This is a genomic window from Nocardia sp. GP40 (assembly GCF_050434125.1).
GTDB classification, from domain to species: Bacteria; Actinomycetota; Actinomycetes; order Mycobacteriales; family Mycobacteriaceae; genus Nocardia; species Nocardia albiluteola.
Genome location: NZ_JBNPVW010000002.1, coordinates 80,956 through 104,360, shown reverse-complemented (window position 1 = coordinate 104,360; position 23,405 = coordinate 80,956). Strand labels below are relative to the sequence as shown.

18 protein-coding genes are annotated in these 23,405 nt (G+C 68.6%); 9 read left to right on the top strand and 9 right to left on the bottom strand.

What is annotated here, in order from left to right; genetic code table 11:
• Positions 1–23: 23 nt before the first annotated feature.
• Positions 24–1,307, bottom strand: a complete 1,284-nt coding sequence (locus tag ABH933_RS04970; protein ID WP_429417994.1) for an ammonium transporter — start codon at positions 1,305–1,307, stop codon at positions 24–26.
• Positions 1,308–1,493: 186 nt separating this feature from the next.
• Positions 1,494–2,330 (bottom strand): hypothetical protein, encoded by an 837-nt coding sequence (locus ABH933_RS04965; protein ID WP_429417992.1) that lies wholly within the window; start codon positions 2,328–2,330, stop codon positions 1,494–1,496.
• A gap of 554 nt (positions 2,331–2,884) precedes the next feature.
• Here ABH933_RS04965 and ABH933_RS04960 point away from each other — a divergent pair.
• From ABH933_RS04960 to ABH933_RS04945, 4 genes are all read left to right on the top strand, one after another.
• Positions 2,885–5,809, top strand: a complete 2,925-nt coding sequence (locus tag ABH933_RS04960; RefSeq protein ID WP_429417990.1) for a DNA polymerase III subunit gamma and tau — start codon at positions 2,885–2,887, stop codon at positions 5,807–5,809.
• A gap of 326 nt (positions 5,810–6,135) precedes the next feature.
• A complete protein-coding gene (locus tag ABH933_RS04955) occupies positions 6,136–7,347 on the top strand; it encodes an acetyl-CoA C-acetyltransferase (protein ID WP_429417988.1) in 1,212 nt (403 codons plus the stop codon).
• Positions 7,348–7,382: 35 nt separating this feature from the next.
• Positions 7,383–9,530, top strand: a complete 2,148-nt coding sequence (locus tag ABH933_RS04950; protein WP_429417986.1) for a 3-hydroxyacyl-CoA dehydrogenase NAD-binding domain-containing protein — start codon at positions 7,383–7,385, stop codon at positions 9,528–9,530.
• Between the two features lie 449 nt (positions 9,531–9,979).
• Positions 9,980–10,489, top strand: a complete 510-nt coding sequence (locus ABH933_RS04945; RefSeq protein WP_429417984.1) for a DUF6529 family protein — start codon at positions 9,980–9,982, stop codon at positions 10,487–10,489.
• Between the two features lie 63 nt (positions 10,490–10,552).
• Here ABH933_RS04945 and ABH933_RS04940 read toward each other — a convergent pair whose 3' ends face one another.
• Positions 10,553–10,945, bottom strand: coding sequence for a winged helix-turn-helix transcriptional regulator (locus ABH933_RS04940; RefSeq protein ID WP_429417982.1), 393 nt, complete (start codon positions 10,943–10,945; stop codon positions 10,553–10,555).
• Positions 10,946–11,020: 75 nt separating this feature from the next.
• Here ABH933_RS04940 and ABH933_RS04935 point away from each other — a divergent pair, with 75 nt between their 5' ends.
• Positions 11,021–11,956 (top strand): NADP-dependent oxidoreductase, encoded by a 936-nt coding sequence (locus ABH933_RS04935; RefSeq protein WP_429417981.1) that lies wholly within the window; start codon positions 11,021–11,023, stop codon positions 11,954–11,956.
• Positions 11,957–11,964: 8 nt separating this feature from the next.
• Here the strand turns inward: ABH933_RS04935 and ABH933_RS04930 are convergent, their stop codons facing one another.
• The gene (locus ABH933_RS04930; protein WP_429417979.1) at positions 11,965–12,618 is read right to left on the bottom strand and encodes a hypothetical protein; all 654 of its coding nucleotides are present in this window, start codon (positions 12,616–12,618) and stop codon (positions 11,965–11,967) included.
• 17 nt (positions 12,619–12,635) lie between these two features.
• Here ABH933_RS04930 and ABH933_RS04925 point away from each other — a divergent pair, with 17 nt between their 5' ends.
• A complete protein-coding gene (locus ABH933_RS04925) occupies positions 12,636–12,812 on the top strand; it encodes a hypothetical protein (RefSeq protein WP_429417977.1) in 177 nt (58 codons plus the stop codon).
• 30 nt (positions 12,813–12,842) lie between these two features.
• Here ABH933_RS04925 and ABH933_RS04920 read toward each other — a convergent pair whose 3' ends face one another.
• Positions 12,843–13,184 carry a hypothetical protein gene (locus tag ABH933_RS04920; RefSeq protein ID WP_429417975.1) on the bottom strand — a complete coding sequence of 114 codons (342 nt, stop codon included), beginning with the start codon at positions 13,182–13,184 and terminating at the stop codon, positions 12,843–12,845.
• A gap of 187 nt (positions 13,185–13,371) precedes the next feature.
• Between ABH933_RS04920 and ABH933_RS04915 the strand changes: the two genes are divergently transcribed.
• Entirely contained in the window at positions 13,372–13,761 is a 390-nt protein-coding gene (locus tag ABH933_RS04915) for a YciI family protein (protein ID WP_429417973.1), read from the top strand.
• Entirely contained in the window at positions 13,758–15,005 is a 1,248-nt protein-coding gene (locus ABH933_RS04910; RefSeq protein ID WP_429417971.1) for an RNA polymerase sigma factor, read from the top strand. The genes ABH933_RS04915 and ABH933_RS04910 overlap by 4 nt, the downstream gene beginning before the upstream one ends.
• A 40-nt stretch (positions 15,006–15,045) precedes the next feature.
• Here the strand turns inward: ABH933_RS04910 and ABH933_RS04905 are convergent, their stop codons facing one another.
• On the bottom strand, positions 15,046–15,663 hold the full coding sequence (locus ABH933_RS04905) for a maleylpyruvate isomerase family mycothiol-dependent enzyme (RefSeq protein WP_429417969.1): 618 nt from the start codon (positions 15,661–15,663) through the stop codon (positions 15,046–15,048).
• Positions 15,664–15,884: 221 nt separating this feature from the next.
• Between ABH933_RS04905 and ABH933_RS04900 the strand changes: the two genes are divergently transcribed.
• Positions 15,885–19,490 (top strand): protein kinase domain-containing protein, encoded by a 3,606-nt coding sequence (locus ABH933_RS04900; RefSeq protein ID WP_429417967.1) that lies wholly within the window; start codon positions 15,885–15,887, stop codon positions 19,488–19,490.
• 12 nt (positions 19,491–19,502) lie between these two features.
• Here ABH933_RS04900 and ABH933_RS04895 read toward each other — a convergent pair whose 3' ends face one another.
• The 3 genes from ABH933_RS04895 to ABH933_RS04885 form a co-directional block, all read right to left on the bottom strand.
• Positions 19,503–20,819, bottom strand: a complete 1,317-nt coding sequence (locus ABH933_RS04895; RefSeq protein WP_429417965.1) for a class I SAM-dependent methyltransferase — start codon at positions 20,817–20,819, stop codon at positions 19,503–19,505.
• A complete protein-coding gene (locus ABH933_RS04890) occupies positions 20,816–22,252 on the bottom strand; it encodes an FAD-binding oxidoreductase (protein WP_429419166.1) in 1,437 nt (478 codons plus the stop codon). The genes ABH933_RS04895 and ABH933_RS04890 overlap by 4 nt, the downstream gene beginning before the upstream one ends.
• 353 nt (positions 22,253–22,605) lie before the next feature.
• The gene (locus tag ABH933_RS04885) at positions 22,606–23,316 is read right to left on the bottom strand and encodes a hypothetical protein (RefSeq protein ID WP_429417963.1); all 711 of its coding nucleotides are present in this window, start codon (positions 23,314–23,316) and stop codon (positions 22,606–22,608) included.
• Positions 23,317–23,405 lie beyond the last annotated feature (89 nt).

Here is a 23,405-nt window from a genome sequence, read left to right as displayed (position 1 = left end):
TACCTGGACGCAAGAGCCGATTTTCAGTGACTCCGGTCACTCTGCGGCCCGAACAGCCCGCGCGGAGCGTGCCCGTGCACGCCCTCGGCGTAGGCGGTCTCGGCGTGCAGCGCGAAGTCGATGCCGGTGACCTCGTCCTCCTTGCTGATCCGGAAGCCCAGCGTGCGGTCGATGATCTTGCCCAGCGCGAACGACACCCCGAAGGCCCACAGCGCGACCACGAGGACGCCCACCGCCTGCTTACCCAGCTGGGTCAGGCCGCCACCGTAGAACAGCCCGCGCGCGCCGCCGGTCATCACCTTGGTTGCCAGCAGGCCGATCAGCAGGGTGCCCGCGATGCCGCCGATGAAGTGCACGCCCACCACGTCCAGCGAATCGTCGTAGCCCGCCTTGAACTTCCAGCCCACCGCGAACGAACAGACCACGCCCGCAACCAGTCCCACGATCACCGCGCCCAGGGTGTTTACCGAACCGCACGACGGGGTGATCGCGACCAGGCCCGCCACCGCGCCGGAGGCGGCACCGAACGTCGTCGGGTGACCGTCGCGAATCCGTTCGACCGCAAGCCATCCCAGCATGCCCAGGCAGCCCGCGACGAGCGTGTTGAGGAATACCGCCGCCGCGATGCCGTTGGCCTGCAACGCCGATCCGGCATTGAATCCGAACCAGCCGAACCACAGGATGCCGGCGCCCAGCAGCACGAACGGCAGATTGTGCGGGCGCATCGCATCGACCTTGAAGCCGATGCGCGGGCCGAGTACCAGCGCGAGTGCCAGAGCCGAAGCGCCCGAGGCGATCTCGACGACCATGCCGCCCGCGAAATCGAGCGCGCCGAACGAGGACAACCAACCGTGCGGGCCCCACACCCAGTGCGCTACCGGCGCGTACACCAGCAGCGTCCACAGCGGCACGAACACCATCCACGCCGAGAATTTCGCGCGATCGGCGATCGCGCCGCTGACCAGTGCCGCGGTGAGGATGGCAAAGGTTAGCTGGAAAGTCGCGTACAGCAGCTCCGGGACTCCGTCGCGCACGGTGCCGGGGTTGATGCCGGACAGCGCGACATGTGACAGGGTGCCGATGATTCCGCCGCCGGCATCCGGGCCGAACGCCATGGTGTAGCCGAACAGCAACCAGGTCACCGTCACCAGCGGGATCGCGATGAAGCTCATCATCAGCATGTTCAGTACGCCGGTGGAGCGCACCATCCCGCCGTAGAACATCGCCAGGCCGGGCGTCATGAGCAGCACCAGGGCGGTGCTGGCCAGGAGCCAGGCGGTGGCGGCGGGATCGATGGTCGAGGGCATGGGGTAACTCCTTCCACGCGCGACGGCGTTGCATGAAAGTTACCGAATACGCACAGCGCCTACCCACCCCGTCGGCTCCGCAAGCTCCGCCGCCATGCCATCCCCGGGTGCCAGAAGCAGGTGTGATTCATCCGCCATCGGCCACACCTATCGACGGACGGGCTTCGCCTATGGGGGTGCACCGGCCTAGGAGCGGCGGGCCTTGCGGGCCAGCGCGCGGCGGCCGCGCGGTCCGGGTGCCGGGAGGTCGTCGTGCAGCTCCAGCCATTCCGCGGTGACCAGCCACTGCTGCTGCGCCCGCGCGTCCGCGGTGTCGTTGAACACCCGGCGGCCGCGGTCGTCACGCAGCTCGTGGGCGAGTACGGACCAGCGCGGCGGGCGGGAGTGCTCGGTCTGATAGTCGTGCAGGTAACCGGCGACGAGCGTGCCGATGATAGTGACCGGACGTAGTGAAACCCGATTTCCGAATTTCGCGGAGTGGAAACGCCGTGCCGCGCACAGGGATCGGGGAATGGGGTTGAATGCGATCCATCCGGCGCGCTGGGTTCGTTCGATAAGCCAGAGGTGTTTGACTGCGGCCGGGGCGATTTCGCCGACTTCTTCCCGAATGAGTGACAACACCGGTTCGGAGTGCAGGATGTCGCGGCGCGTGGGACCGATACCGTGTTCTGCCCAGTATTCGTGTGTCAGGGTCGCCAGCACCCGGCCGAATTCATCGATACCGCGCTGCGCGCGTTTGCCCAGGCGCTCGATGCGCTCGGCCTCGGCGCGCATCTCGTTCTGCACGATGAGGGTGCGAATGGCGGCCATCGTCGGCACCTGACCGCGTTCGAGCAGTTCCAGGATGGCCGCGGCGGTGCGTGGGTCGGCGGCCGCGGATACCGGCAGCGAGTCGCGATTGAGTGCGAAGTCCGCGGGGCTGATCGCCCTGCTCAGCAGGCTCGTGGCGCCGGCGTTGCCGGCGAATTCGGTATGCGAGAGCCAGGCGGTGGCGATGTCGTCACACGACTGCACGGTCGACATTTCCTCCGGTACGTGGACGGGAGTGCGAGGCGGCGAATCGGTAGAACTCGCGATGCATGCTGTGGATTTTCAGGTTGTGCCCCGGCCGGGATGAGGGACCGGCCGGGGCCACCAACCTGATGAAGGTTTGGCTACCGAAGTTGCCGAGACCTACGTTAGCCAGTGGATTGCCTTTGAAGCCAATCGCTTTACAGGATCGTTATGTCCGTGTTGTCACTCCGAAACGGGGCAGCGGTTTGTTAATTTGCGTACGATGCGGTTCGAGCTCGGTATACGGGCGAATTTAGTTGTATTTCGAATTTGTTTGCCCGAGCGTCTGCTACCGGGGTTCGCTGCGTGGCGCACGAACGGGACCGAGGAATGATTGCGGTGGAGCCCGCGATGCGTACCGGTGATCGGCAGGCGGCGGAGCGTCACCGCGCGCCCTCGGAAGGATCGCCGGCGCGGCCGGCGACGCGCGCCGGTGGGCGGTAGTGGCAGCGGACGGTCGCCACGCAGACCCGCGGAACCATCGCCGGTTCAACACTGTCAGTGGTCGCCGGTACCCTCGGGCCGTGGCTCTGTACCGGAAGTACCGACCGGCAACATTCGCTGAGGTAATTGGGCAGGAGCACGTCACCGAGCCCCTCAGTACCGCATTGGACACCGGCCGGATCAGTCATGCCTACCTGTTCTCCGGCCCGCGCGGCTGCGGTAAGACCTCCTCCGCGCGCATTCTCGCGCGCTCGCTGAACTGCGAGCAGGGGCCGACCTCGCGCCCGTGCGGGGTGTGCGCGTCCTGCGTGGCGCTCGCGCCGGGCGGGCCGGGCAATCTCGACGTCATCGAGCTCGACGCGGCCAGTCACGGCGGCGTGGACGACACCCGCGAGCTGCGTGATCGCGCCTTCTATACGCCGGCGGAATCGCGGTACCGCGTGTTCATCGTCGACGAGGCACACATGGTCACCACCGCGGGCTTCAACGCGCTGCTCAAGATCGTCGAGGAGCCGCCCGCGCACCTGATCTTCATCTTCGCCACCACCGAGCCCGACAAGGTGCTGCCGACCATTCGCTCGCGCACCCATCACTATCCGTTCCGCCTGCTCCCGCCCGCGACCATGCGCGGGCTGCTCGGCACGATCTGTGAGCAGGAGGGCGTGCCCGTCGAGGAGGCGGTGTACCCGCTGGTGATCCGCGCCGGCGGCGGGTCCCCGCGCGACAGCCTCAGCGTGCTCGATCAGCTGCTGGCCGGCGCGGGGCCGGAGGGCGTCACCTACCCGCGGGCACTGGCGCTGCTCGGGGTCACCGATATCGCGCTGATCGACGAGGCGGTGGAGGCTCTCGCGGCCTCGGACGGCGCCGCCCTGTTCGGCGCCGTCGATCGCGTGGTGGAGGGCGGGCACGATCCGCGCCGCTTCGCCGGAGACCTGCTCGAGCGCGTGCGCGATCTGATCCTGCTGCGCGCGGTGCCCGATGCCGCCGAGCGCAATCTGGTCACCGGCCCCGGCGATGTGCTCGAGCGCATGCGCGACCAGGCGCAGCGCCTGGGCCCGGCCGCCCTGGCCCGCTACGCCGAGCTGCTGCACGCGGGCCTGGGTGAGATGCGCGGCGCCACCGCGCCCCGCCTGCTGCTCGAGGTCGTGTGCGCGCGGATGTTGTTGCCCGTGGCCTCGGACGACGAATCCGCCACCCTGCAGCGCCTCGAGCGCCTCGAACGACAGCTGGCGGGCGGGTCGGTCCCGGCGCCCGCACCCGGCGCGGCGGCGAGCGCGCGCCCGCCCGCCCCTGGCGACGGGGCCCCCGAACAGCCGCGCCCACCGGCCGGTGGGCAACAGGCGGGCCCGCCCCGCCGCCGCGGCGCGGAAATGCTGGCCGCCATGCGGGAGGAACGTACCGCAGACGGCGGGGGAGCGGTTGGTTCGGCCGCGCAAACGGCCACGGCGCCAGCGGATTCCAGCAGATCCGTCTCGTCACCGAGCGATTCGCCCGCGAACCCCGCCCGTCCGGCCGTCGGCGGAGTGAGCGAGCAGCGGCCACATCCGGCCCAGCGGGCTCAGGCGCCCGACGGCCCCGAATCGTCTCGGCCGCAGCAGGATTCCGCACGTGCCGCTGCCGGGCCGGAATCCTCAGGGCCGCAATCGGTTCCGGACGAACGCGCAGTCTCTGTGGAGACCGGACAGGAGCAGGACCGGTCGGCGCAACCGCATTCGGGTACACCCGCCGGCGTTGTGTCGCCCCCTCCTGCGTCCGCCCCGGTCGCGGACCCCGAGACCATCCGCCCGACGTCCGCCGCGGCTGCCGCCCACGCGGCAACCCCTCCTGCGTCCGCCTTGCCCGTCGACCTCGAGTCGACCCGTCCCTCGGCCCCGGCCGCGGGGTCCGGAGTGCCGCAGCAGGATTCGACAGCGCCCGTCGGACCGGATCCGGCCGAGTTCGCATTCTCGCCCGGCGCCCCGGCTGATGGTGTTCCCAAGGCGCTGACCGATGTCGCCTCGCCACGCGACTCCCGTGCGACCGGGGGCGATGTCGATGCGCACACCGAGTCGGTCGAGCGAGGCACGGCCGGTGACGTCGATGTGGCGTCGACGACACGGCCTCAACCTGTCGCGCAATCCGAGCCTGCGACACAGCCTCGGCCTGTCGCGCAATCCGAGCCTGCGGCACGGCCTCAGCCCGTCGGGGAGGCCGAGCCTGCGGCGCAGCTTCAGCCTGTCGCGCGGTTCGAGCCCGCGACGCATCCCGAACCTGCCGCCCAGTCCGAACCGGCGCAGCAGCCGCACCCCGAGTCCACGAGCTCGGTGCGCGGCGAGCTGGGTGAGATCGAGACCGCGTGGGGCGATATCCGTGCCAAGGTGCGGGAATTCAGTGTCGCGGTGTCCGCGCTGCTGTCCGGGGCGACCGTGGCGCGGCTCGAGGGCGACACGGTGGTCTGCGCGCATCCGCACCAGCCGCTGGCCCAGCGGCTGTCGCAGCCGAGCAATGTGCAGGCGGTCCAATCCGCGATACAGGCGGTGCTGGGACGCACCTACGAGGTGCGCTGGGAGGTCGGCTCAGGCGCGCCCGCCGCCAATCCGGGAGCCGCCGCCAAACCACAGGGCACACCCAAGCGCGAGGCCCCCGCGCGGCAGTCCGAGCCGCCCCGGTTCACCCGGCCCAGCCAAGCCCGCGGCGGCGGATCGGATTCCGGCGCCGCCTCCGGCCGTCCCGCCGCGGGCGGGGATTCGGGCCGGAGCCCCGGCCGCGAGCCGGTGACTCGTGCCACACCCCCCGACGACGATATTCCCCTCCCGGACGGACCCGACCTGCCCGACGATCCCGGGCCCGCCGACTACTCGCCGGTAGGTTATGACGGTGTCCCACCTGCGTCGACGCCGGAGGAGGAGCAGGAAATGCTCGCCGAGTCGGCCACCCCGGTCCCGCAGGAGCAGCGGCGCGACCCCGATGAGGTGGCGTTGGAGCTGTTGAGCTCGCAACTGGGCGCTACCCGTCTGGAGGCTTGACAGCCGCCGGGCCTACGGCCTTAAGTTAACCGGAGTTCGCATCCCGCTGTACTATGAACGGGTGGTCGTCAGCATCGCTGCTACCAGGTTCTACGGTCGGCCCGAGAGTACGGGCGCCCGGAACGCCGGTGGCTCGATGCACGCCGGCGTTTGTACAGCGTTATACGACGTGTCCGGGGCAGTACCCACCTGCGCGCACGCGCGGGGCCCGGGGCGTTGCCTGCCAACTCGAGCGGGTCGGTCCCACGGCCGGTCGGCGAGGTTTACCTGCTCCCGGTGCCGCAGTGCGCGGTGTCGGGGCACCTTAAGGAAGGAAGAACTCCGTTATGACCACAGAGGCCTACATTTTCGAGGCCATCCGCACCCCGCGCGGCCGCAACAAGAAGGGCACGCTGCACTCGGTCAAGCCGATCGATCTGACGACCGGTCTGGTGCAGGAGCTGCGTAACCGCTTCCCGAACCTCGACGAGGATCGCATCTCGGACATCATCCTGGGTGTCGTCTCCCCGGTGGGTGACCAGGGCGCCGATATCGCCCGGACCACCGTGCTGACCGCCGGCCTGCCGGACACCGTCGGCGGCGTGCAGATCAACCGCTTCTGCGCCTCGGGCCTCGAGGCCGTCAACCTGGCCGCCCAGAAGGTTCGCTCGGGCTTCGACGACCTGGTCCTGGCCGGTGGCGTCGAGTCCATGTCCCGCGTGCCGATGGGCTCCGACGGCGGCGCCATGTTCATGGACCCCAAGACCAGCTACGAGAGCTACATCGTTCCGCAGGGCATCTCCGCCGACCTGATCGCGACCATCGAGGGCTTCTCCCGCGACGACGTCGACGCCTACGCCGTGCAGTCGCAGGAGCGCGCCGCGGCGGCCTGGACCGGCGGTTACTTCGCCAAGTCCGTCGTCCCGGTCAAGGACCTCAACGGCCTGACGGTGCTGGATCGCGACGAGCACATGCGCCCCGGCACCACCGCCGCCGATCTGGGCAAGCTGAACCCCTCCTTCGCCGGCATCGGCGAGATGGGCGGCTTCGACGCGGTGGCGCTGCAGAGGTACCACTTCGTGGAGAAGATCAACCACGTGCACCACGGCGGCAACAGCTCGGGCATCGTCGACGGCGCCGCGATGGTCCTGATCGGCAGCGAGGAGGCCGGTAAGGCCTCGGGCCTGACCCCGCGCGCCCGCATCGTCTCGGTCGGCATCAGCGGCGCCGACCCGACCATCATGCTGACCGGCCCGACCCCGGCCGCGCAGAAGGCGATGGCCAAGGCCGGCCTGACAGTCGACGACATCGACCTGTTCGAGATCAACGAGGCCTTCGCCTCGGTCGTGCTGAAGTTCCAGAAGGATCTGCAGATCCCGAACGAGAAGCTGAACGTCAACGGCGGCGCCATTGCGATGGGCCACCCGCTGGGCGCCACCGGCGCGATGATCACCGGCACCATGGTCGACGAGCTGGAGCGCCGCAACGCCCGCTACGCCCTGGTGACCCTGTGCATCGGCGGCGGCATGGGCGTGGCCACCATCATCGAGCGCGTCTAACCAGACCCAGACTTCCTTCAGGAGACCCAAAAACTATGACCGACAACATGATTGCCTGGGAGAAGGACTCCGACGGCATCGTCGTGCTGACCATGGACGACCCCAACCAGGGCGCCAACACGATGAACGAGCTCTACAAGAGCTCGATGCTGGCCACCGTGGAGCGCCTCGAGGCCGAGAAGGACGACATCACCGGTGTCGTCATCACCTCGGCGAAGAAGACCTTCTTCGCCGGCGGCGACCTCAAAAACATGATGAAGACCGGCCCGGACGACGCGGCGGCCATCATGGCGGAGCTGGGCGAGATCAAGGGTGCGTTGCGCCGCCTCGAGCAGCTGGGCAAGCCGGTCGTGTCCGCGATCAACGGCGCGGCCCTGGGCGGCGGCCTGGAGATCACCCTCGCCACCCACTACCGCATCGCGGCCGACGTGAAGGGCCTCAAGCTGGGCCTGCCCGAGGTGAAGCTGGGCCTGCTGCCCGCCGGTGGCGGCGTCACCCGCACCGTGCGCAAGTTCGGCCTGCAGACCGCGCTGCTGCAGATCCTGTTGCAGGGCAACGAGTACGACGCGAACAAGGCCAAGGGCATCGGCCTGGTCGACGAGGTCGTCGGCTCGATCGAGGAGCTGGTCCCCGCGGCCAAGGCGTGGATCAAGGCCAACCCGGACAAGGGCGTGCAGCCCTGGGATGTCAAGGGCTACAAGATCCCCGGCGGCACCCCGTCCACCCCCGCGCTCGCCGCGAACCTCCCGGCCTTCCCGGCCAACCTGCGCAAGCAGCTCAAGGGCGCGAACATGCCGGCGCCGAAGAACATTCTGTCGGCCGCGATCGAGGGCGCCCAGGTCGACTTCGACAATGCCTCGCTGATCGAGTCGCGCTACTTCGTGAACCTGCTGACCGGCCCGGTCGCGAAGAACATGATCCAGGCGTTCTTCTTCGACCTGCAGACCATCAACAACGGTGGTTCGCGTCCGAAGGACGTGCCCAAGCGCGAGATCAAGAAGGTCGGCGTGCTGGGCGCGGGCATGATGGGCGCGGGCATCGCGTACGTCTCCGCCAAGGCCGGCTACGAGGTCGTGCTGAAGGACGTCTCGCAGGAGGCGGCCGACCGCGGCAAGAACTACTCGGAGAAGATCGAGGCCAAGGCGCTCTCGCGTGGCAAGACCACCGAGGAGAAGTCCAAGGCGCTGCTGGACCGCATCCACCCGACCGCCGAGGCCAAGGATCTCGAGGGTGTCGACTTCGTGATCGAGGCCGTCTTCGAGAACACCGAGCTCAAGCACAAGGTGTTCCAGGAGATCGAGGACATCGTCCTGCCCGACGCGCTGCTGGGCTCGAACACCTCCACCCTGCCGATCACCGAGCTGGCCACCGGCGTGAAGCGCGAGAGCGACTTCATCGGTATCCACTTCTTCTCCCCGGTCGACAAGATGCCGCTGGTGGAGATCATCAAGGGCGAGAAGACCTCCGACGAGGCGCTGGCCCGGGTGTTCGACTACACCCTGGCGATCCGCAAGACCCCGATCGTGGTCAACGACAGCCGCGGCTTCTTCACCTCGCGCGTGATCGGCACGTTCGTCAACGAGGCGATCTCGATGCTGAACGAGGGCATCGACCCGCAGACCATCGAGCAGTCGGGTCTGCAGGCGGGCTACCCCGCTGCGCCGCTGCAGCTCTCGGACGAGCTGAACATGAAGCTCATGCAGAAGATCGCCAAGGAGAGCCTGGAGGCGGCCGAGAAGGGTGACAACACCCTGGGCGCCAAGCGGCATCCGGCGCAGGACGTCATCGACTACATGGTCGGTGAGGGTCGCCCGGGTCGTCTGGAGAAGGCGGGCTTCTACGAGTACGACGAGAACGGCAAGCGCCTGGGCCTGTGGTCGGGCCTGCGCGAGCACTTCAAGACCAGCACCGAGGATAAGGTTCCCTTCCAGGACCTGATCGACCGCCAGCTGTTCATCGAGGCGATCGAGACCCAGAAGTGCTTCGACGAGGGCGTGCTGACCTCGACCGCGGATGCCAACATCGGCTCGATCTTCGGCATCGGCTACCCGGCCTGGACCGGTGGCGTGCACCAGTTCATCGTGGGTTACCCGGGCGGCCAGGAGGCCTTCGTGGCCCGCGCCGACGAGCTGGCCGCCAAGTACGGCGAGCGTTTCCAGGTGCCTGCTTCGCTGCGTAAGTAGCGAATAGCGTTACCGCACAACCGGCCCGGATCACCCTGCGTGGTCCGGGCCGGGGGCGTTTATACGGGACGCGTCACCTGTCGACGCGGACATCAACCCCCGCACATCACAGTGACTTCGAGGAGTTGAGATGAACCGCCTTGGAACGCGAGGGACATCTCCATCAGGGGCGACCGCTGGTCGATCTGATCCCACCCCTGCTGGCCATGGGATAACGGTACTGGCAATTGCGCGGAGCTGCGGCGGTCGCCGCTGCGAGACCGAACGTTGTCGCTTACTGAGCGGCCGCGAAGCCGTGCTCGCTCGCGCGGACGAGCTGGGCGCCAAGTACGGGGTGCACCTCCAAGTGCACGGCCCTGTAACTCGTTGCCGTATCTCCCGGTATGAAGCCGACCACATCGGGCGCGGCGGTTGCCGTGCCGAATGTTGTTGTCCGTCAAATGATTGCGGTGGCGGTGTTGCTGAGCGGTTCCGCGGTCGCGGTGACACTGGGGGTGCTCGGCAGTCACGTCGGGCCTGTTCCTCGACAGCTGCCCGCTTGGGGGTTTTCTGCGCCTCAGACTTTCAAGGCGTATCTGAGCAGCTCGGTGCTGGTGTTGTTGGTCGCCCAATTGCTCACGGCCGTATGGATTTATCGGTGGCGTGCGGGGCGATGGGTGCATCGGTATCACCGAGTTGCGGGTGTGCTGACCTTCGGTGCGAGCTTGCCGGTCGGCTACTACTGTCTGTACGGCTTCGGGTTTCACCTCGATACCGGGATTCCGCCGCGGATCGTCGTGCACTCGATCGCCGGGACCGCTTTCTACGGCGCGTTCGCCGCGAAAATGCTGGCATTGCGGCTGCGTAACGCACCCGTCTGGCTGGTGCCGGTCCTGGGTGGGCTCGTCTTCGGGTCCTTCGTGCTTGCTTGGGCAGCCGCGACGCTGTGGTGGTTTCACACCGTCGGATTCGCTCGCTGATCGGATCGGGTTATCCTGCAGCTGTTTTCGTGCTCAGTGTGCGGGAAGGTGTTGAGTCGGGATTCATTCGACGTAAGCCGTGCGGGCCGCCTCGACTTCGTCCATGTGCTGTTCGGCCCAGGTCTTGATGGCCTGCACGACCGGCAGCAGCGAGCGCCCGAGCGCGGTGAGCTCGTAGTCGACGCGCGGCGGCACGGACGACTGGACCGTGCGGGTGATCAGGCCGTCCCGTTCCAGGTTTCGCAGCGTCTGGGTGAGCATCTTCTGGCTGACGCTGGCCAGCCGCCGTTGCAGGTCGCTGTGGCGCTGTGGCCCGTCGGCCAGCGCGTTGACCGCCAGGCTCACCCACTTGTCGGAGATCCGGTCCAGCAGCTTGCGGGCGGGGCAATCGGCCAGGTAGGCGTCGTAGGCGATGCTGCGTTCGAGGCGTAGCTGCGATGCGTTTCGGGTGGTCATCGGTACCTCACGGTGCGGTGGGCACTTCGAAGTGCGTACTTCCTTGTGAAGGGTAACGCCCGAATAGTGGCGTTCATGACCAGGCGAGAATTGATGCGAGCCGTGGTAGCTCGCGGCTACGGCGGACCCGAAGTGTTGCAGATCATCGACGTGGCGATCCCGGAACCGGGCGAGGGGCAGGTCCGGATCAGGGTGGCGGCCGCGACGGTCAACCCGGTCGATCTGGCGACCCGCTCCGGCGCGCTGGCCGAGGCCGGGCTGATGGCGCCGCGCGAGATGACCGGCATCGGATGGGATGTCGCTGGCGAGATCGACCGGCTCGGTCCGGGCGTGGACGGGTTCACCATGGGGCAGCAGGTCATCGGACTGCGTGACCTGCTCGACGTGTCGTTCGGCGCGTACGCCGACTACCTGGTGCTCGACGCCACCGCGGTAGCGGCCGCCCCACCCGGGCACTCGGCCGTCGAGGCGGCCACCCTGCCGCTCAACGGCCTCACCGCCGCCCAGTCGCTCGATCGGCTCGGCCTGTCCGAAGGCGACACGCTCCTGGTGACGGGCGGGACCGGCGCCGTCGGCGGCTTCGCCGTCGAACTTGCGGCACAGCAGGGCATTCGGGTGATCGCGCAGGGCTCCGATGCGGACTTTCTCCGATCGATCGGCGCGCAGTGGACTCTGTCGCGCGATGCCGACCTCGTGGCCGAGGTGCGCCGGCTCGTCCCCGGCGGCGTGTATGCCGCATTCGACACCTCCGGGGCCGGCATCCGCGCTCTTGCCGCGGTCCGCGACCGCGGCAGCTTCGTCACCGTGGTGGGAGGCGCCGATCCGACCCCGTTGCGCGGTATCGCGGTGCACCACCATTGGATTCACGCCGACGGGCAAGCGCTCGCCCGTCTCGCGGGGCAGGGGCTCACCGCCCGCGTCGCCGACACCCTCCCGCTGCACGCCGCCGCCGAAGCCCACGCCCGCCTCGCTGCCGGCCGCTTGTCCGGTCGCCTCGTGCTGACGCCGTGAGCTGTACCTCAGTGGGCGGGAACGTTTACCGTGATTTCCCCGCCGAGGCGATAGCCCTCGGCCAGCCGCAGGTGGTCGCCGCTCCAGAAGCTGCCCGGGTCGTATCGGTTGGGGCGCTTGCCGGGCAGTAGGCCCATGGCCTGGTAGGTCATGGCGACTATTTCGGCGCAGTACGCGTTTTCCAGACTGGTCTCGGGCGCACGGGTTTTCGGGCGTTGGGGCAGCGGTACCCGGCCACGGAACCAGCGGCCCGCCAGGGCGCTCGTCGAGGGGAAGGGCATGCCGTCCAGGCGGGCCACCGTGCGCAGGGCCGCGTCCTCCATCTCGCGGCGCACCGGACGATCCAGTTGGCGGAGCCACGCCTGCTGCCCGTACTCGTGGGTCCAGCGCAGGACCGCGGCCCGCAGGTCGTGCAGCTGGGCCCCGCGATGGTGGTTGCCCGACCAGACGTCCGGTAGCGCGCGGCCGAGCTCGGCGTGCCAGATCAGGGCCGGGAGGTCCTCGACGACGATCGCCATGCCGACGTGGTTGACCGGGCTGTTGGTCAGGCCCCGGATCGCGCGGTCGGCGCCGGAATGCCCACGGAACAGCCACAGATCGCCCGTTCGCGTGAGTTCGACCGCGTCATCCAAACCGATACTCGAGGGCGCTTCGCGTGGCACGGGATTAGCCTAGGCGCATGCGCTGGTGGAAAGTGGTCGGATTGGCGGGGGCCGCGGGTGTCGCGGCGACCGGAGTCGTCATCGTGCGGTCCGAACGCAAGCGGCGCGCCTACACCCCGGACCAGGTCAGAGACCGGCTGCGTGCCCGTCTCGACGAGCAGGCCGGGCCCGTCGAATCCGACGACAAGCGCTGATCCCCGACCCGGCCCGAGGTACTGCCCAGCTCACTGCAGCTCGGGTATCGGCTGCTCCTCCAGGATCGTGACCTCGCACTCCGGCGCCCAAGACAGGTGATGGTGGTCCCGGACCATGCCCAGCGCGTCGTTTATCGTCGCCGCCCGCAGAATCGACATTCCGATGATCGTGCTGTCCGCCCGGGTGATTTCGGCCTGCGTGACCCGATGCGCATTGCCCAGCGGCTTGCCCGGGTCGACCAGGGCGGTGCCGATCCGCCGTGCCCAGTCGATCCACAGCTGCGCGCCCTGCTCGGCTTGCTCCGGCGTCGCCTGTGCGAACCGTGCCGCGACGGAGAGCGGAGCGTGGTAGAGAACGACATATCGCTTCATCTGTGAACCTTTCCGGAATCTTCGGTGGTCGTTTCGCTTTCGCGCGAATCGACCGTCATCAAGGAGTCGGAGCCGAACTCGCGGTTTCGACATCGCCGGCAAGGAACCACCGAATGTCGAAATCGGCGATCGTGTTCCGACTTATCCACAGAAGCGCCGACCGGGCGCCGGACCGAAGGACACCGGATTGAAATACCTGCTCTTGATCTACAGCAACCCGAGGAACTGGGAGCACCCCACGTTCCTGCACCAGCACGTGCCGCAATCACCCGAGGAACGCGACGCGCAGATGCGTGCGTTCGCCGCCCTCCTCACCGAGATATCCGAGTCGGGTGAGCTCTGCGAGCACGCCCCGCTGGCGGATCCGGTCCTCACCAAGACGGTGCGCGTGCGCGACGAGGTGCCCGCGGCCACGGATGGGCCCTTCCTCGAGGCCAAGGAGCACCTGGCCGGTTATTTCGTGGTGGACTGCGACAGCCCGGAACGCGCGGTCGAGCTGGCGGCCCGCTTTCCGGATGCCCGTTACGGAGCCGTCGAGGTCAGGCCCATCATGACGCTGTCCGGTCCGGATCTGTGACAACCGAACCCGTCGCGGACCTGCTGCGCCGATTGGCGCCGCAGGTCCTCGGTCAGCTCGTACGGTGGGACGGCGGATTCGGACCGTGCGAGGACGCGACCCAGGAAGCGTTGCTCGCGGCCGCGGTCCAGTGGCCCGAACGAGGAATTCCCGACAGCCCGGCGGGATGGCTGATCACGGTGGCCACCCGCCGCCTCACCGACATGCAGCGCAGCGAGGCCGCGCGCCGGCAGCGTGAGGTCACCGTGGCCACGCTGGCTCCGTCGTCCGAGGCGATCGCCCCCGGGCCCGGTGACGACGAGACTCCGCACGGCGACGACACGCTGCTCCTGCTGCTGCTCTGCTGCCATCCCGCGTTGAGTCCGTCCTCGCAGATGGCGCTGACCCTGCGTGCGGTGGGCGGACTGACCACCGGCCAGATCGCCCGGGCATTCCTCGTCCCGGAGGCGGCGATGGGCCAGCGCATCAGCCGCGCGAAGAAGACCGTCAAGGCGACGGGTTTCGCCGACGCACCCGAGCTCGACGAGCGCCTGCCGGTGGTACTGCAGGTGCTCTACCTGATCTTCAACGAGGGATATAGCGCGACATCGGGCCCCGATCTGCACAACCCCGGCCTGACCGGCGAGGCCATCCGGCTCACCCGCGAGCTGCACCGATTGCTCCCGGCCGAGGGCGAGGTGGCGGGACTGCTCGCGCTCATGCTCCTGACCGAGGCCCGGCGCGCCGCGCGCACCGCATCCGACGGAGCCCTGATCCCGCTCGCCGACCAGGATCGCGGCCGCTGGGACCGGGACCTGCTCGATGCCGGCACGGCACTGCTCGACCGGACATTGCGGCGCGCGCCCATCGGTCCCTATCAGCTCCAGGCCGCCATCGCCGCGGTCCACAGCGAGGCCGCGAGCGCGGGCGACACCGATTGGCCGCAGATTCTCATGCTGTACCAGTTGCTCGAGAACAGGTGGCCGACCACCGTGGTCAGGCTCAACCGGGCGGTGGCCCTTGCGATGGTGCAGGGCCCACGGGCCGGCTTGGATCTGCTCTCGACCCTGGAAACCGACGGGCGGATGTCCGGGAATCATCGTCTGCTCGCAGTCCGGGCGCATCTGCTCGAGAGGGATGGCCATCTGCCCTCCGCCCGTGCGGATTACGAGGCGGCCGCGCAACGGACCACCAGCCTTCCCGAAAGCCGTTACCTCCGTTCGCAAGTCGCACGGTTGGACGCGGCGGCCCGCGATCACGGCTGACCGTGCACCCACCCGGCCGCGTCCGGAGAGTGTCTCCGGTCTATTCCATGCGAGCGCGCAGGACCGGGACGCCGTCGCCGTCGAGTTCGTCGAGCACGACGGGACGGCCCGCGATCGCCAACGCCAGCGCCTCGCCCGTGCCACGCACCTCGGGGCCGGAGCCGGATGACCAGTCCAGATCCGTCGCCACGAACCGCAGGCCCCGGGTGCGCCTGCCGGGGTAGGCGAACGGGTCCGGGTGGGCGATCGCGTGCCGCAACCGCTCGGGTGGAATCCGGCGGGTGCGTCCGAGCGGTCGCAGGATGTCCTGGTGGTGCACTACCGCGTCCGCGAGCATGATGCCGGGCAGGGTGGTCGCCAGCATGCCCCGGCCGGCGGTGTCCTCCAGCAGGTCGGTCAGCTGCGCGCGGGGCAGCGCCCGATGACGCCGCACCAGGGCGTTGTTCACGCGGTCGGGTGAGAATCCCTGCCGCACAGTGGTGGCGGCGTAGGTGAGTGCCGACGCGTCGGAGGCCAGGTGCGCTACCACGTCCCGGACCTGCCACCCCGCACACAGCGACGGCGCCGACCACTCTTCGTCCGACAGGGTTCGCAGCGTCGCCACGATATCGCGCCGCTCGTCAGCGATCATGCCCCGCAGCGCCCGATAGCTCGTCATGTGAGAACTTCCCTTTCCCGCCCGTCTATGACGGATCGTAGGTGACGGATTCCTGGCCCGGGATCGTTGCTGGGCGAGGCATCCCACCGGGTTCCGGACCGCCCGCATCCCCGCGTCCGGGTGCCGCGGGACGTGGCGAAACACGTGACCGGAATTACGGACGCATCGCGGTAACGCGAGCTACGTTGGAGGTAAGCGGAGACGTTCGAGGGTGGTGCGCGATGGATCCACGCATGGACAAGATCCACAGCACCGGTACTCCCCCTGAGGCGAACACCCAGCACTATCTGCCGTTGGATATCGCCGAGGAGCTCGAGGCGATGGGGTTGTTCGATGCCGAGGAGATCGGGCGCGGTGGCTTCGGGGTCGTGTTTCGCTGTGCCCAGCGCGCCCTGGGCCGCATCGTCGCGGTGAAGATCCTGTCCTCGGAGATCGACGAGGAGAGCCGCGAACGGTTCCTGCGCGAGGAGCACGCCATGGGGCGGCTGTCCGGCCATCCCAACATCGTGGACGTGCTGCAGGTGGACGTCACCGCCAATGGCCTGCCCTACATCGTGATGCCCTATGCGGTACACGGGTCGCTGGAGCGGCTGGTTCGCGATCGCGGGCCGCTGAGCTGGGCCGATACGCTGCGGGTCGGGGTGAAGCTGGCCGGTGCGATCGAGAGCGCGCACCGCGTCGAGGTGCTGCACCGGGACGTGAAGCCGGCCAACGTGCTGCTGAGCAGGTACGGCGAGCCGCAGCTGACCGATTTCGGCATCGCCCACATTCCCGGCGGCTTCCGGACCTCCACCAGCACGATCACCGGCTCGCCGGCCTTCACCGCGCCCGAGGTGCTCAAGGGCGAACAGGCCACCGTCCGCTCGGATGTGTACGGCCTGGGCGCGACGCTGTTCGCGCTGCTGACCGGCCACGCCGCGTACGAGCGGCAGTCGGGGGAGAAGATCGTGGCGCAGTTCCTGCGCATCACCACCCAGCCCGTTCCGGACCTGCGGGAGCAGGACATCCCCCCCGACGTGGCGGGCGCCATCGAACTCGCGATGTCGCCGGACCCGGCCGCACGTCCGGAATCGGCGCGGGCGCTGGGCGAGCTGCTGCGGTCCGCGCAGCACGAGCTCGGGCAGTCGCAGGACGAGATGGCGCTGCTGGAACCGGGCGTGGCCGGCGATCCCGAAGGGGCACAGGGGGATACGACACATTCGCTGATGAGCAGCCAGCGCAGCGTGCTGACGCTGCGGCCGCCGTCCGATTCCGGCATCTCCCCGGGCGGAACCATCGCACGACCGCCCACCACGGCGCTACCGCCCACGGCCGCAACGAAATTCCGCCCGCCCACCCCCACCCGCGAGCCGATCCCGCGGCCGCGCCTGCTGGAGATCCTGCGGGCCGGTGGCCGCCGGCGGCTCGCGATCATCCACGGCCCCGCGGGATTCGGCAAGAGTACCCTGGTCGCGCAGTGGCAGGCCGAGCTGTCCGAGCGCGGAGATACGGTGGCCTGGATAGGAATCGATCGCGACGACGACAACGAGGTGTGGCTGCTGGCCCACCTGGTGCACGCGATCCGGCGGGTGTATCCGGAGATCGGGGACGGGCTCGAGCAGCTGCTCGAGGAGCGTTCCGCTGAGGCCGCGCCCTATGTGATCTCCACGCTGATCGACGAGATCCACGCCGGCGGCCGCCCGGTGGTCATGGTGGTCGAAGACTGGCACCGGATCACCGACGCCGGGGCGCAGCGCGCGATGGATGCGCTGCTGGACAACGCATGTCACCATCTGCGATTCGTCGTCACCTCCCGCGAGCGGGCCGGCCTGCCACTGAGCCGCCTGCAGGTGCGCGACGAACTGGTCGAGATCGGCGCCCGCGAGCTGCGCCTGACACCGGCGGAGACGCGCGGAATCCTGGTGGAGCGCAACGGTTTCGAGCTGTCCGATGCGCAGGTGGAGCGCATCTACGCCGCCACCGACGGCTGGCCCGCGGCGATCCAGCTGATGAGCCTGTCGCTGCGCGCCCTGGCCGGTCGTCCGGGCGCGCCGTCGAGGGTCGACACCGAGCAGCTCATCGCGCACCTGTCCGGTCCGGACGCCTCGATCGGCGACTATCTGACCGAGAACGTGCTCGATGCCCTCGAACCGCGCATGCTGAACTTCCTGATGGCGATCTCGGCCACCGAAAAGGTCTGCGCGTCGCTGGCCGGTGCGCTCAGCGGCGAGCCCGATGCGGAGGAGCTGCTCGCGCAGGCGCACCGCCGCGAGCTGTTCCTGCGCCCGGTCCACCACGATCCCGGCTGGTTCCGGCTGGCGCCGCTGTTCGCCGAGCAACTGCGCACGCGGCTCGAGCGGCAATCCCCGGGCGCACTGAAGGGCCTGCACCGCAAGGCATCTCGCTGGTACGCCGAGCATCAGCTGCTGCGCAAGTCCGTCGACCACGCGCTGGCGGCCACGGACCTGAAGCTGGCGCTGGATCTGCTCGAGGGCGGCGGGATGGACCTGATCGACACCTCGCGGCTGGCCACGCTGCTGGGTTCGGTCTCGAAACTGCCTGTGCAGCAGGTGGCCACGCGCTCGCGGCTGATGCTGGCGCTGGCCCGCGCCAATATCAATTTGCAGCAGTCCAGCGCCGCCCGCAGCGCGCTGAGCCGGGTGACGAACATGCTGGCCCGCACCACACCCGCCGATGCCGACACCGTGCGGCAGCGGTGCGAGGCCGCCGTGCTGGCCGCCGCCGAGCTGGTGGCGCGCGACCGCACCGACGGTGTGGCCGAACGGGTTTCCGAGCCGCTGTCCGTGGCCGACCAGCTGCCGCCCTGGACGGTGTCGACCGCGGCCAACCTGCTGTCGTATGTGCGGCTGTGCGAGTTCGATTTCGACGGGGCCCGGGAGATGCAGGACTGGGCCACGTCCTACCACGAGCGGTCGAAGGATCCGCTCGGCGAGGTGCTCGGGCTGCTGAACGAGGGCGCCGCGGCCTACGAGCAGCTCGATATCGACACGGCCACACGCTGCTACGAGCAGGCCTGGCGGACCGCGCGCGATCGTTCGGGACCACGCTCGCACGCGATCCGGGCGGCCGCGGCGCTGCTGGGCGAGCTGAACTACCGGCGCGGGGAGCTCGATGCGGCCGAGCGGCTGCTCGACCAGAGTCATGAGCTGATCGCCCGGGTCGGCCCGGTCGACTTCATGATCACCACATTCGTGGTGGGCGCGCGTGTCAAGGCGGCCCGCGGAGACCGTCAGACCGCCGCCGCCCGGCTGGCCGAGGGGGCACGAATCGCGGCGGACCGCAGGCTGATCCGGCTGGCCGCCCATGTCCGTGCCGAACAACTGCGGCTGGCGCTGAGCGTCGACGCGGGCGGTTCCGGCGCCGATGCGGGGCCACGGCCGCTGCGGCACACCACCGGAACCGCCGCCCTGAGCGCGGAGGCCGAGGAGATCGCCGCCGTGCGTGCGCTACTGGCGCGGCATTATGCCAGCGGCGGCTTCGATCCCCTGTACGGCGCGGAGGCCGCACCGCTGGGCGTGGGCGATTCCGCGGTGAAACGGGCCCGGGCGCTGCACAGCCGGATGGCCGAACAGGACCGTCCCCGTGCACAGTTGGACTCGGCGATCCTGCTCGCGGAATGCCTGTCGGCGGCGGGCTGGACCGGGGAGTCCATCCACACGCTCACGCCGGTCGTGATCCGCTGCGCCGAATTGGGCTGGAGCAGACCGCTGCTGGACGCCGGACCGGGGGTGCTCTCGCTGCTGCACACGATGCGCAACGAAATGGTCATGGGCGCAGAGCATTCCGAGATGACCGAGGAAACCCACCGCTTCCTGGACTCGCTCTAGACGCTGTTGCGGCTAGGGCTTCCACCAGGGGCGCAGCGGCACGTTCCAGCGTTCGTCGGCCCCGAGCTTCATGCCCAGCACCTGGTGCAGCTGAACCACGTTGCGCTCGAAGCCCAGTCGGCTGCCGGCCATGTACAGGCCCCACACCTTCGCGGTGCCCTCCCCGACCTCCGCGACGCACGCATCCCAGTTGGCGACCAGGTTCTTGCACCATTCGGCGAGGGTCAGCGCGTAGTGCGGGCGCAGATTCTCCTCGTGCACTACCTCGAGGCCGGTGTTCTGGATGTCGCTGATGATGCGGCCCGAGCCGATCAGCTCGCCGTCGGGGAAGACGTAGCGGTCGATGAAGTCGCCCGCCTTGGTGGTCCGGGTGTTGTCGTGCCGGGTGATCGAATGGTTCAGGAACAGGCCGCCGTCGCGCAGCTTGCCCTTGATGAATCCGAAGTACGACGGGTAGTTCTGCACCCCGATGTGCTCGGTGAGGCCGATCGAGGACACCGCGTCGAAGTCGGATTCGCGTATGTCGCGGTAGTCGGAGTGGCGGACCTCGGCCAGGTCCGAGAGGCCCTCCTCGGCGATCTTGTGCTGCGCCCACTCCGCCTGTTCGGCCGAGAGCGTCGCGCCGATCACCTTGACCCCGCGGGCCGCCGCGTAGCGCACCATGCCGCCCCAGCCGCAGCCGATATCGAGCAGCCGGTCGCCCGCCTTCAGGTTCAGCTTCTCGAACACCAGGCGGTACTTGTTCTCCTGGGCCTGCTCGAGGGTCTGGCCCTCGTCCTCGTAACACGCGCAGGTGTAGGTCATGGACGGGCCGAGCACGTACTCGTAGAAGGTGTTGGAGACGTCGTAATGGTGGTGAATCGACTCGGCGTCACGCTGCTTGGAATGCCGCAGTCCCTCGAGCGCGATGCGCCGCCAGCGCGGCAGCGTCTCCTGCGGCGGCGGCGCGATCGGCTTGAGAGCCTCCCAGCCGAGCGAGCGAGCGATCGTCACCAGCGCCAGCGCCGAGGGCCGCTTGAACTTCAGCTCGGCCATCGCCCGCAGGATCTCGTAGGGGTCGCCCGGATGAATGCCCTCGGCGACCATGTCGCCGGAGATGTAGGCGCGGGCCATGCCCAGATCGCCGGGTGCGGTGGCGACATAGTTGATGCCGCGGGGATTGCGGATCTCGAGCGCGAACTTCGAATCGTCCGGCCCGGTGCTGCTGCCGTCGTGTGCGGAGAACCGGATCGGCACCGGACCATCGACCAGGTTCGCGAAGATTTCCGCAATGCTGAGCTTGGTTCCCAGCTCCGCGAATACATCCGAACGGTCCTTGAATGTGGTCACTTGCGTTGCACCGCCTTCGAATACAAATCCAGCAAACGATGATCGGGGTCGTATCGTTTCTTCACTTCGGGATAGACGTCTCCGCCGTAGAGCTGCGCGAATTCGTCCCTGTCGTAATAGGAATCGGAGTACAGCGACTTGTGGCCGTCCAGTTCGGAGACCTTGTGCTCGATGGCCCGATTGGCCGCGCCGTCGACCCCGCCGGGAACGGTCGGCACCGCCGACCAGAAGCCGACGTTGACATAGGTGCGCGCGGGCTCGAGCGGATAGAGCGGCCAGGGCCGCGAGGCGGGATCCGCCTGATCGTCGCGCAACCGCAACGGGCACAGCCAGATCGGTTCGATCGGGATCTCGTCCAGGAACCACTGGACGAACTCGGCGGTCCGTTCGATCGGCACCTCGATATCCTGCACCACGCGCTCGCGCGGCGGGTTACCTTTGCGCGCCTCGATTCTGTCGGCGATGTCGTACTTGTGATCCAGCGCGATCAGCTTCCAGTAGAAGCTCGAGCGCCGGTACTGCCGGGGCCAGAAACGGCGGATGCGCGGATCCTGTGTACCGAATGCCCGCGAGCACCAGAACCAGTCGGTGTCCCAGCGCCACAGATAGTCGTGGATCGTGAGCCGGTCACGCTTGGGCTGCGCCGAATTGTGCTGGATGGACCGGTAATAGATGTCCATGCCGGTGTAGTCGCTCACCGGCCCGGGCTCGTCGGTCTGGCGGCCGAGCACGAGATAGCTTTCCGTGGCGGTGAATACGACGCCGTCCAGATACTCGACGGGCTCGCCGTCGTAGGCGCGGTCGGCGATGATCTGCGCCATCGCCGCCTCGAGCTCGCGCAGATCGTGGAATCGCACGTGCCGCAGCACCACGAAGGGCAGCACGGGTTCCAGCTCGATCTTCAGCCGGGTCGAATAGCCGAGCGTGCCATAGGAGTTGGGAAAGCTCCGGAACAGATCGGCGTGCTCGCCGTCCGGGGTGGCGGTGATGATCTCGCCCGCCCCGGTGAGCACGTCGATCTCGAGCACCGATTCGTGCGGCAGGCCGTTGCGGAACGAGGTGGACTCGATGCCCAGGCCGGTCACCGCGCCACCCAGGGTGATCGTCTTGAGCTGGGGGACCACCAGGGGGGCAAGGCCGTACGGCAGGGTCGCCGCGACCAGGTCCTCGTAGGTGGTCATCCCGGCGACGTCGGCCGTGCGGGCTTGGGGATCGACCGCGATCACCCGGGTCAGGCCGGACACATCCAGACCTGGCGCGTTGGTCTTGGCCCGGGCCCGGAACAGGTTCGAGGTCTTCTTGGCGAGGCGGATGTTCGCATCGCGGGGGATTGCGCGATAGCTGGCCAGCAGGCGGTCCACCCCGGCCCGGTGCGCGGCAAATCCCGACTCGTGTGCGGCCGGTGCGCGTCCGGCCTTCCCCAACAGACTCACTGCCACACCCAGACGCTATCGCGCAGGGGTGGGCGAGGCGACCGGGAGGGTACCCGGATCGCCGATTTTTCACACAGCTGTTGCATTGCGTTGATGTTGCCGAGCACGATCGCGCACGGCGGGGAAAGCGCTGGTTGCAAAGGTGGTTCCGGGTGGAATCGAGTTGCGGCCGGGGCGCGGCGGCGGCGTGTCGCGGTGGCATATGCCCCGGATGGCCGAATTGGGAGAGTGATCACCGCGCGGACGGGAATGCGGAGGTCCGGGCCTTAATCGGAGTCTGCGTTCCGTATCTGTTCGGCATCGTTCGAGCTATCGGGTCCATGAGGTGTGAACCGGCGATCCGGAACACCGGCTCAGTACGACTGCCCGGGCGGGTACTGGCCCTGCGGCGGATATCCGGGGTGTTGCTGCGGACTGCCACCCTGCTGGGGATAGGGCTGCTGCTGTGGATAACCCTGATTGTTCGGCGCTTGGGGATAGCCCTGCGGCGCACCGTAGGACTGCTGTGGATAACCCTGCCCCTGTGGCATCTGTGGATTGGCCTGGCCGTACGGCTGTGGATAACCCTGGCCCGGGGCCGCGTAGCCCGGCGCCGCCGCGACGGGCTGCGGCGGATACGGTCCGGGCCCGTAGCCGGCCTGCCCCGGGTTCTGCTGCGCGGCAGGGCCGTTGGGCTGGGCAAACGGCGCCGCGTCGGCCTGGAACGAGGAGATGTCGCGGCCGCCATCGAACATCGGCATGCGGAACCCGCCGGATCCACCGCGGGCCCGGATCAGTTCCCGGCGCAGCAGGAATCCGCAACCGATGCTGATCAGCGGGCCCACCAGCACTTCGATCCAGCCGGATTCGGTGTTGTCGGACTTCTGCTCGTCGATCGTGCGGACCGTGCGGTGGCCGTGCTTGTCGGTCTCCACGCAGTGGTCGCCCGACTGCATCTGGGTTCCGCCGCAGTCGACCGTGCCGTGGCTGTTCAGCTGCGAGATACCGAAGAACACCATGGCGATGCCGAGCACAATGCCGAACGCGAACAAGACGATCGACCGCAGGCGCATGACGTAGCGCACTGTCCCCTCGTATGACTTCGGTGACTCTGGTTGACTCTGACCCGTCGGATCGCGGCGTAGCATAGCTCGGCGGCAGTCGTCGTGCCCAT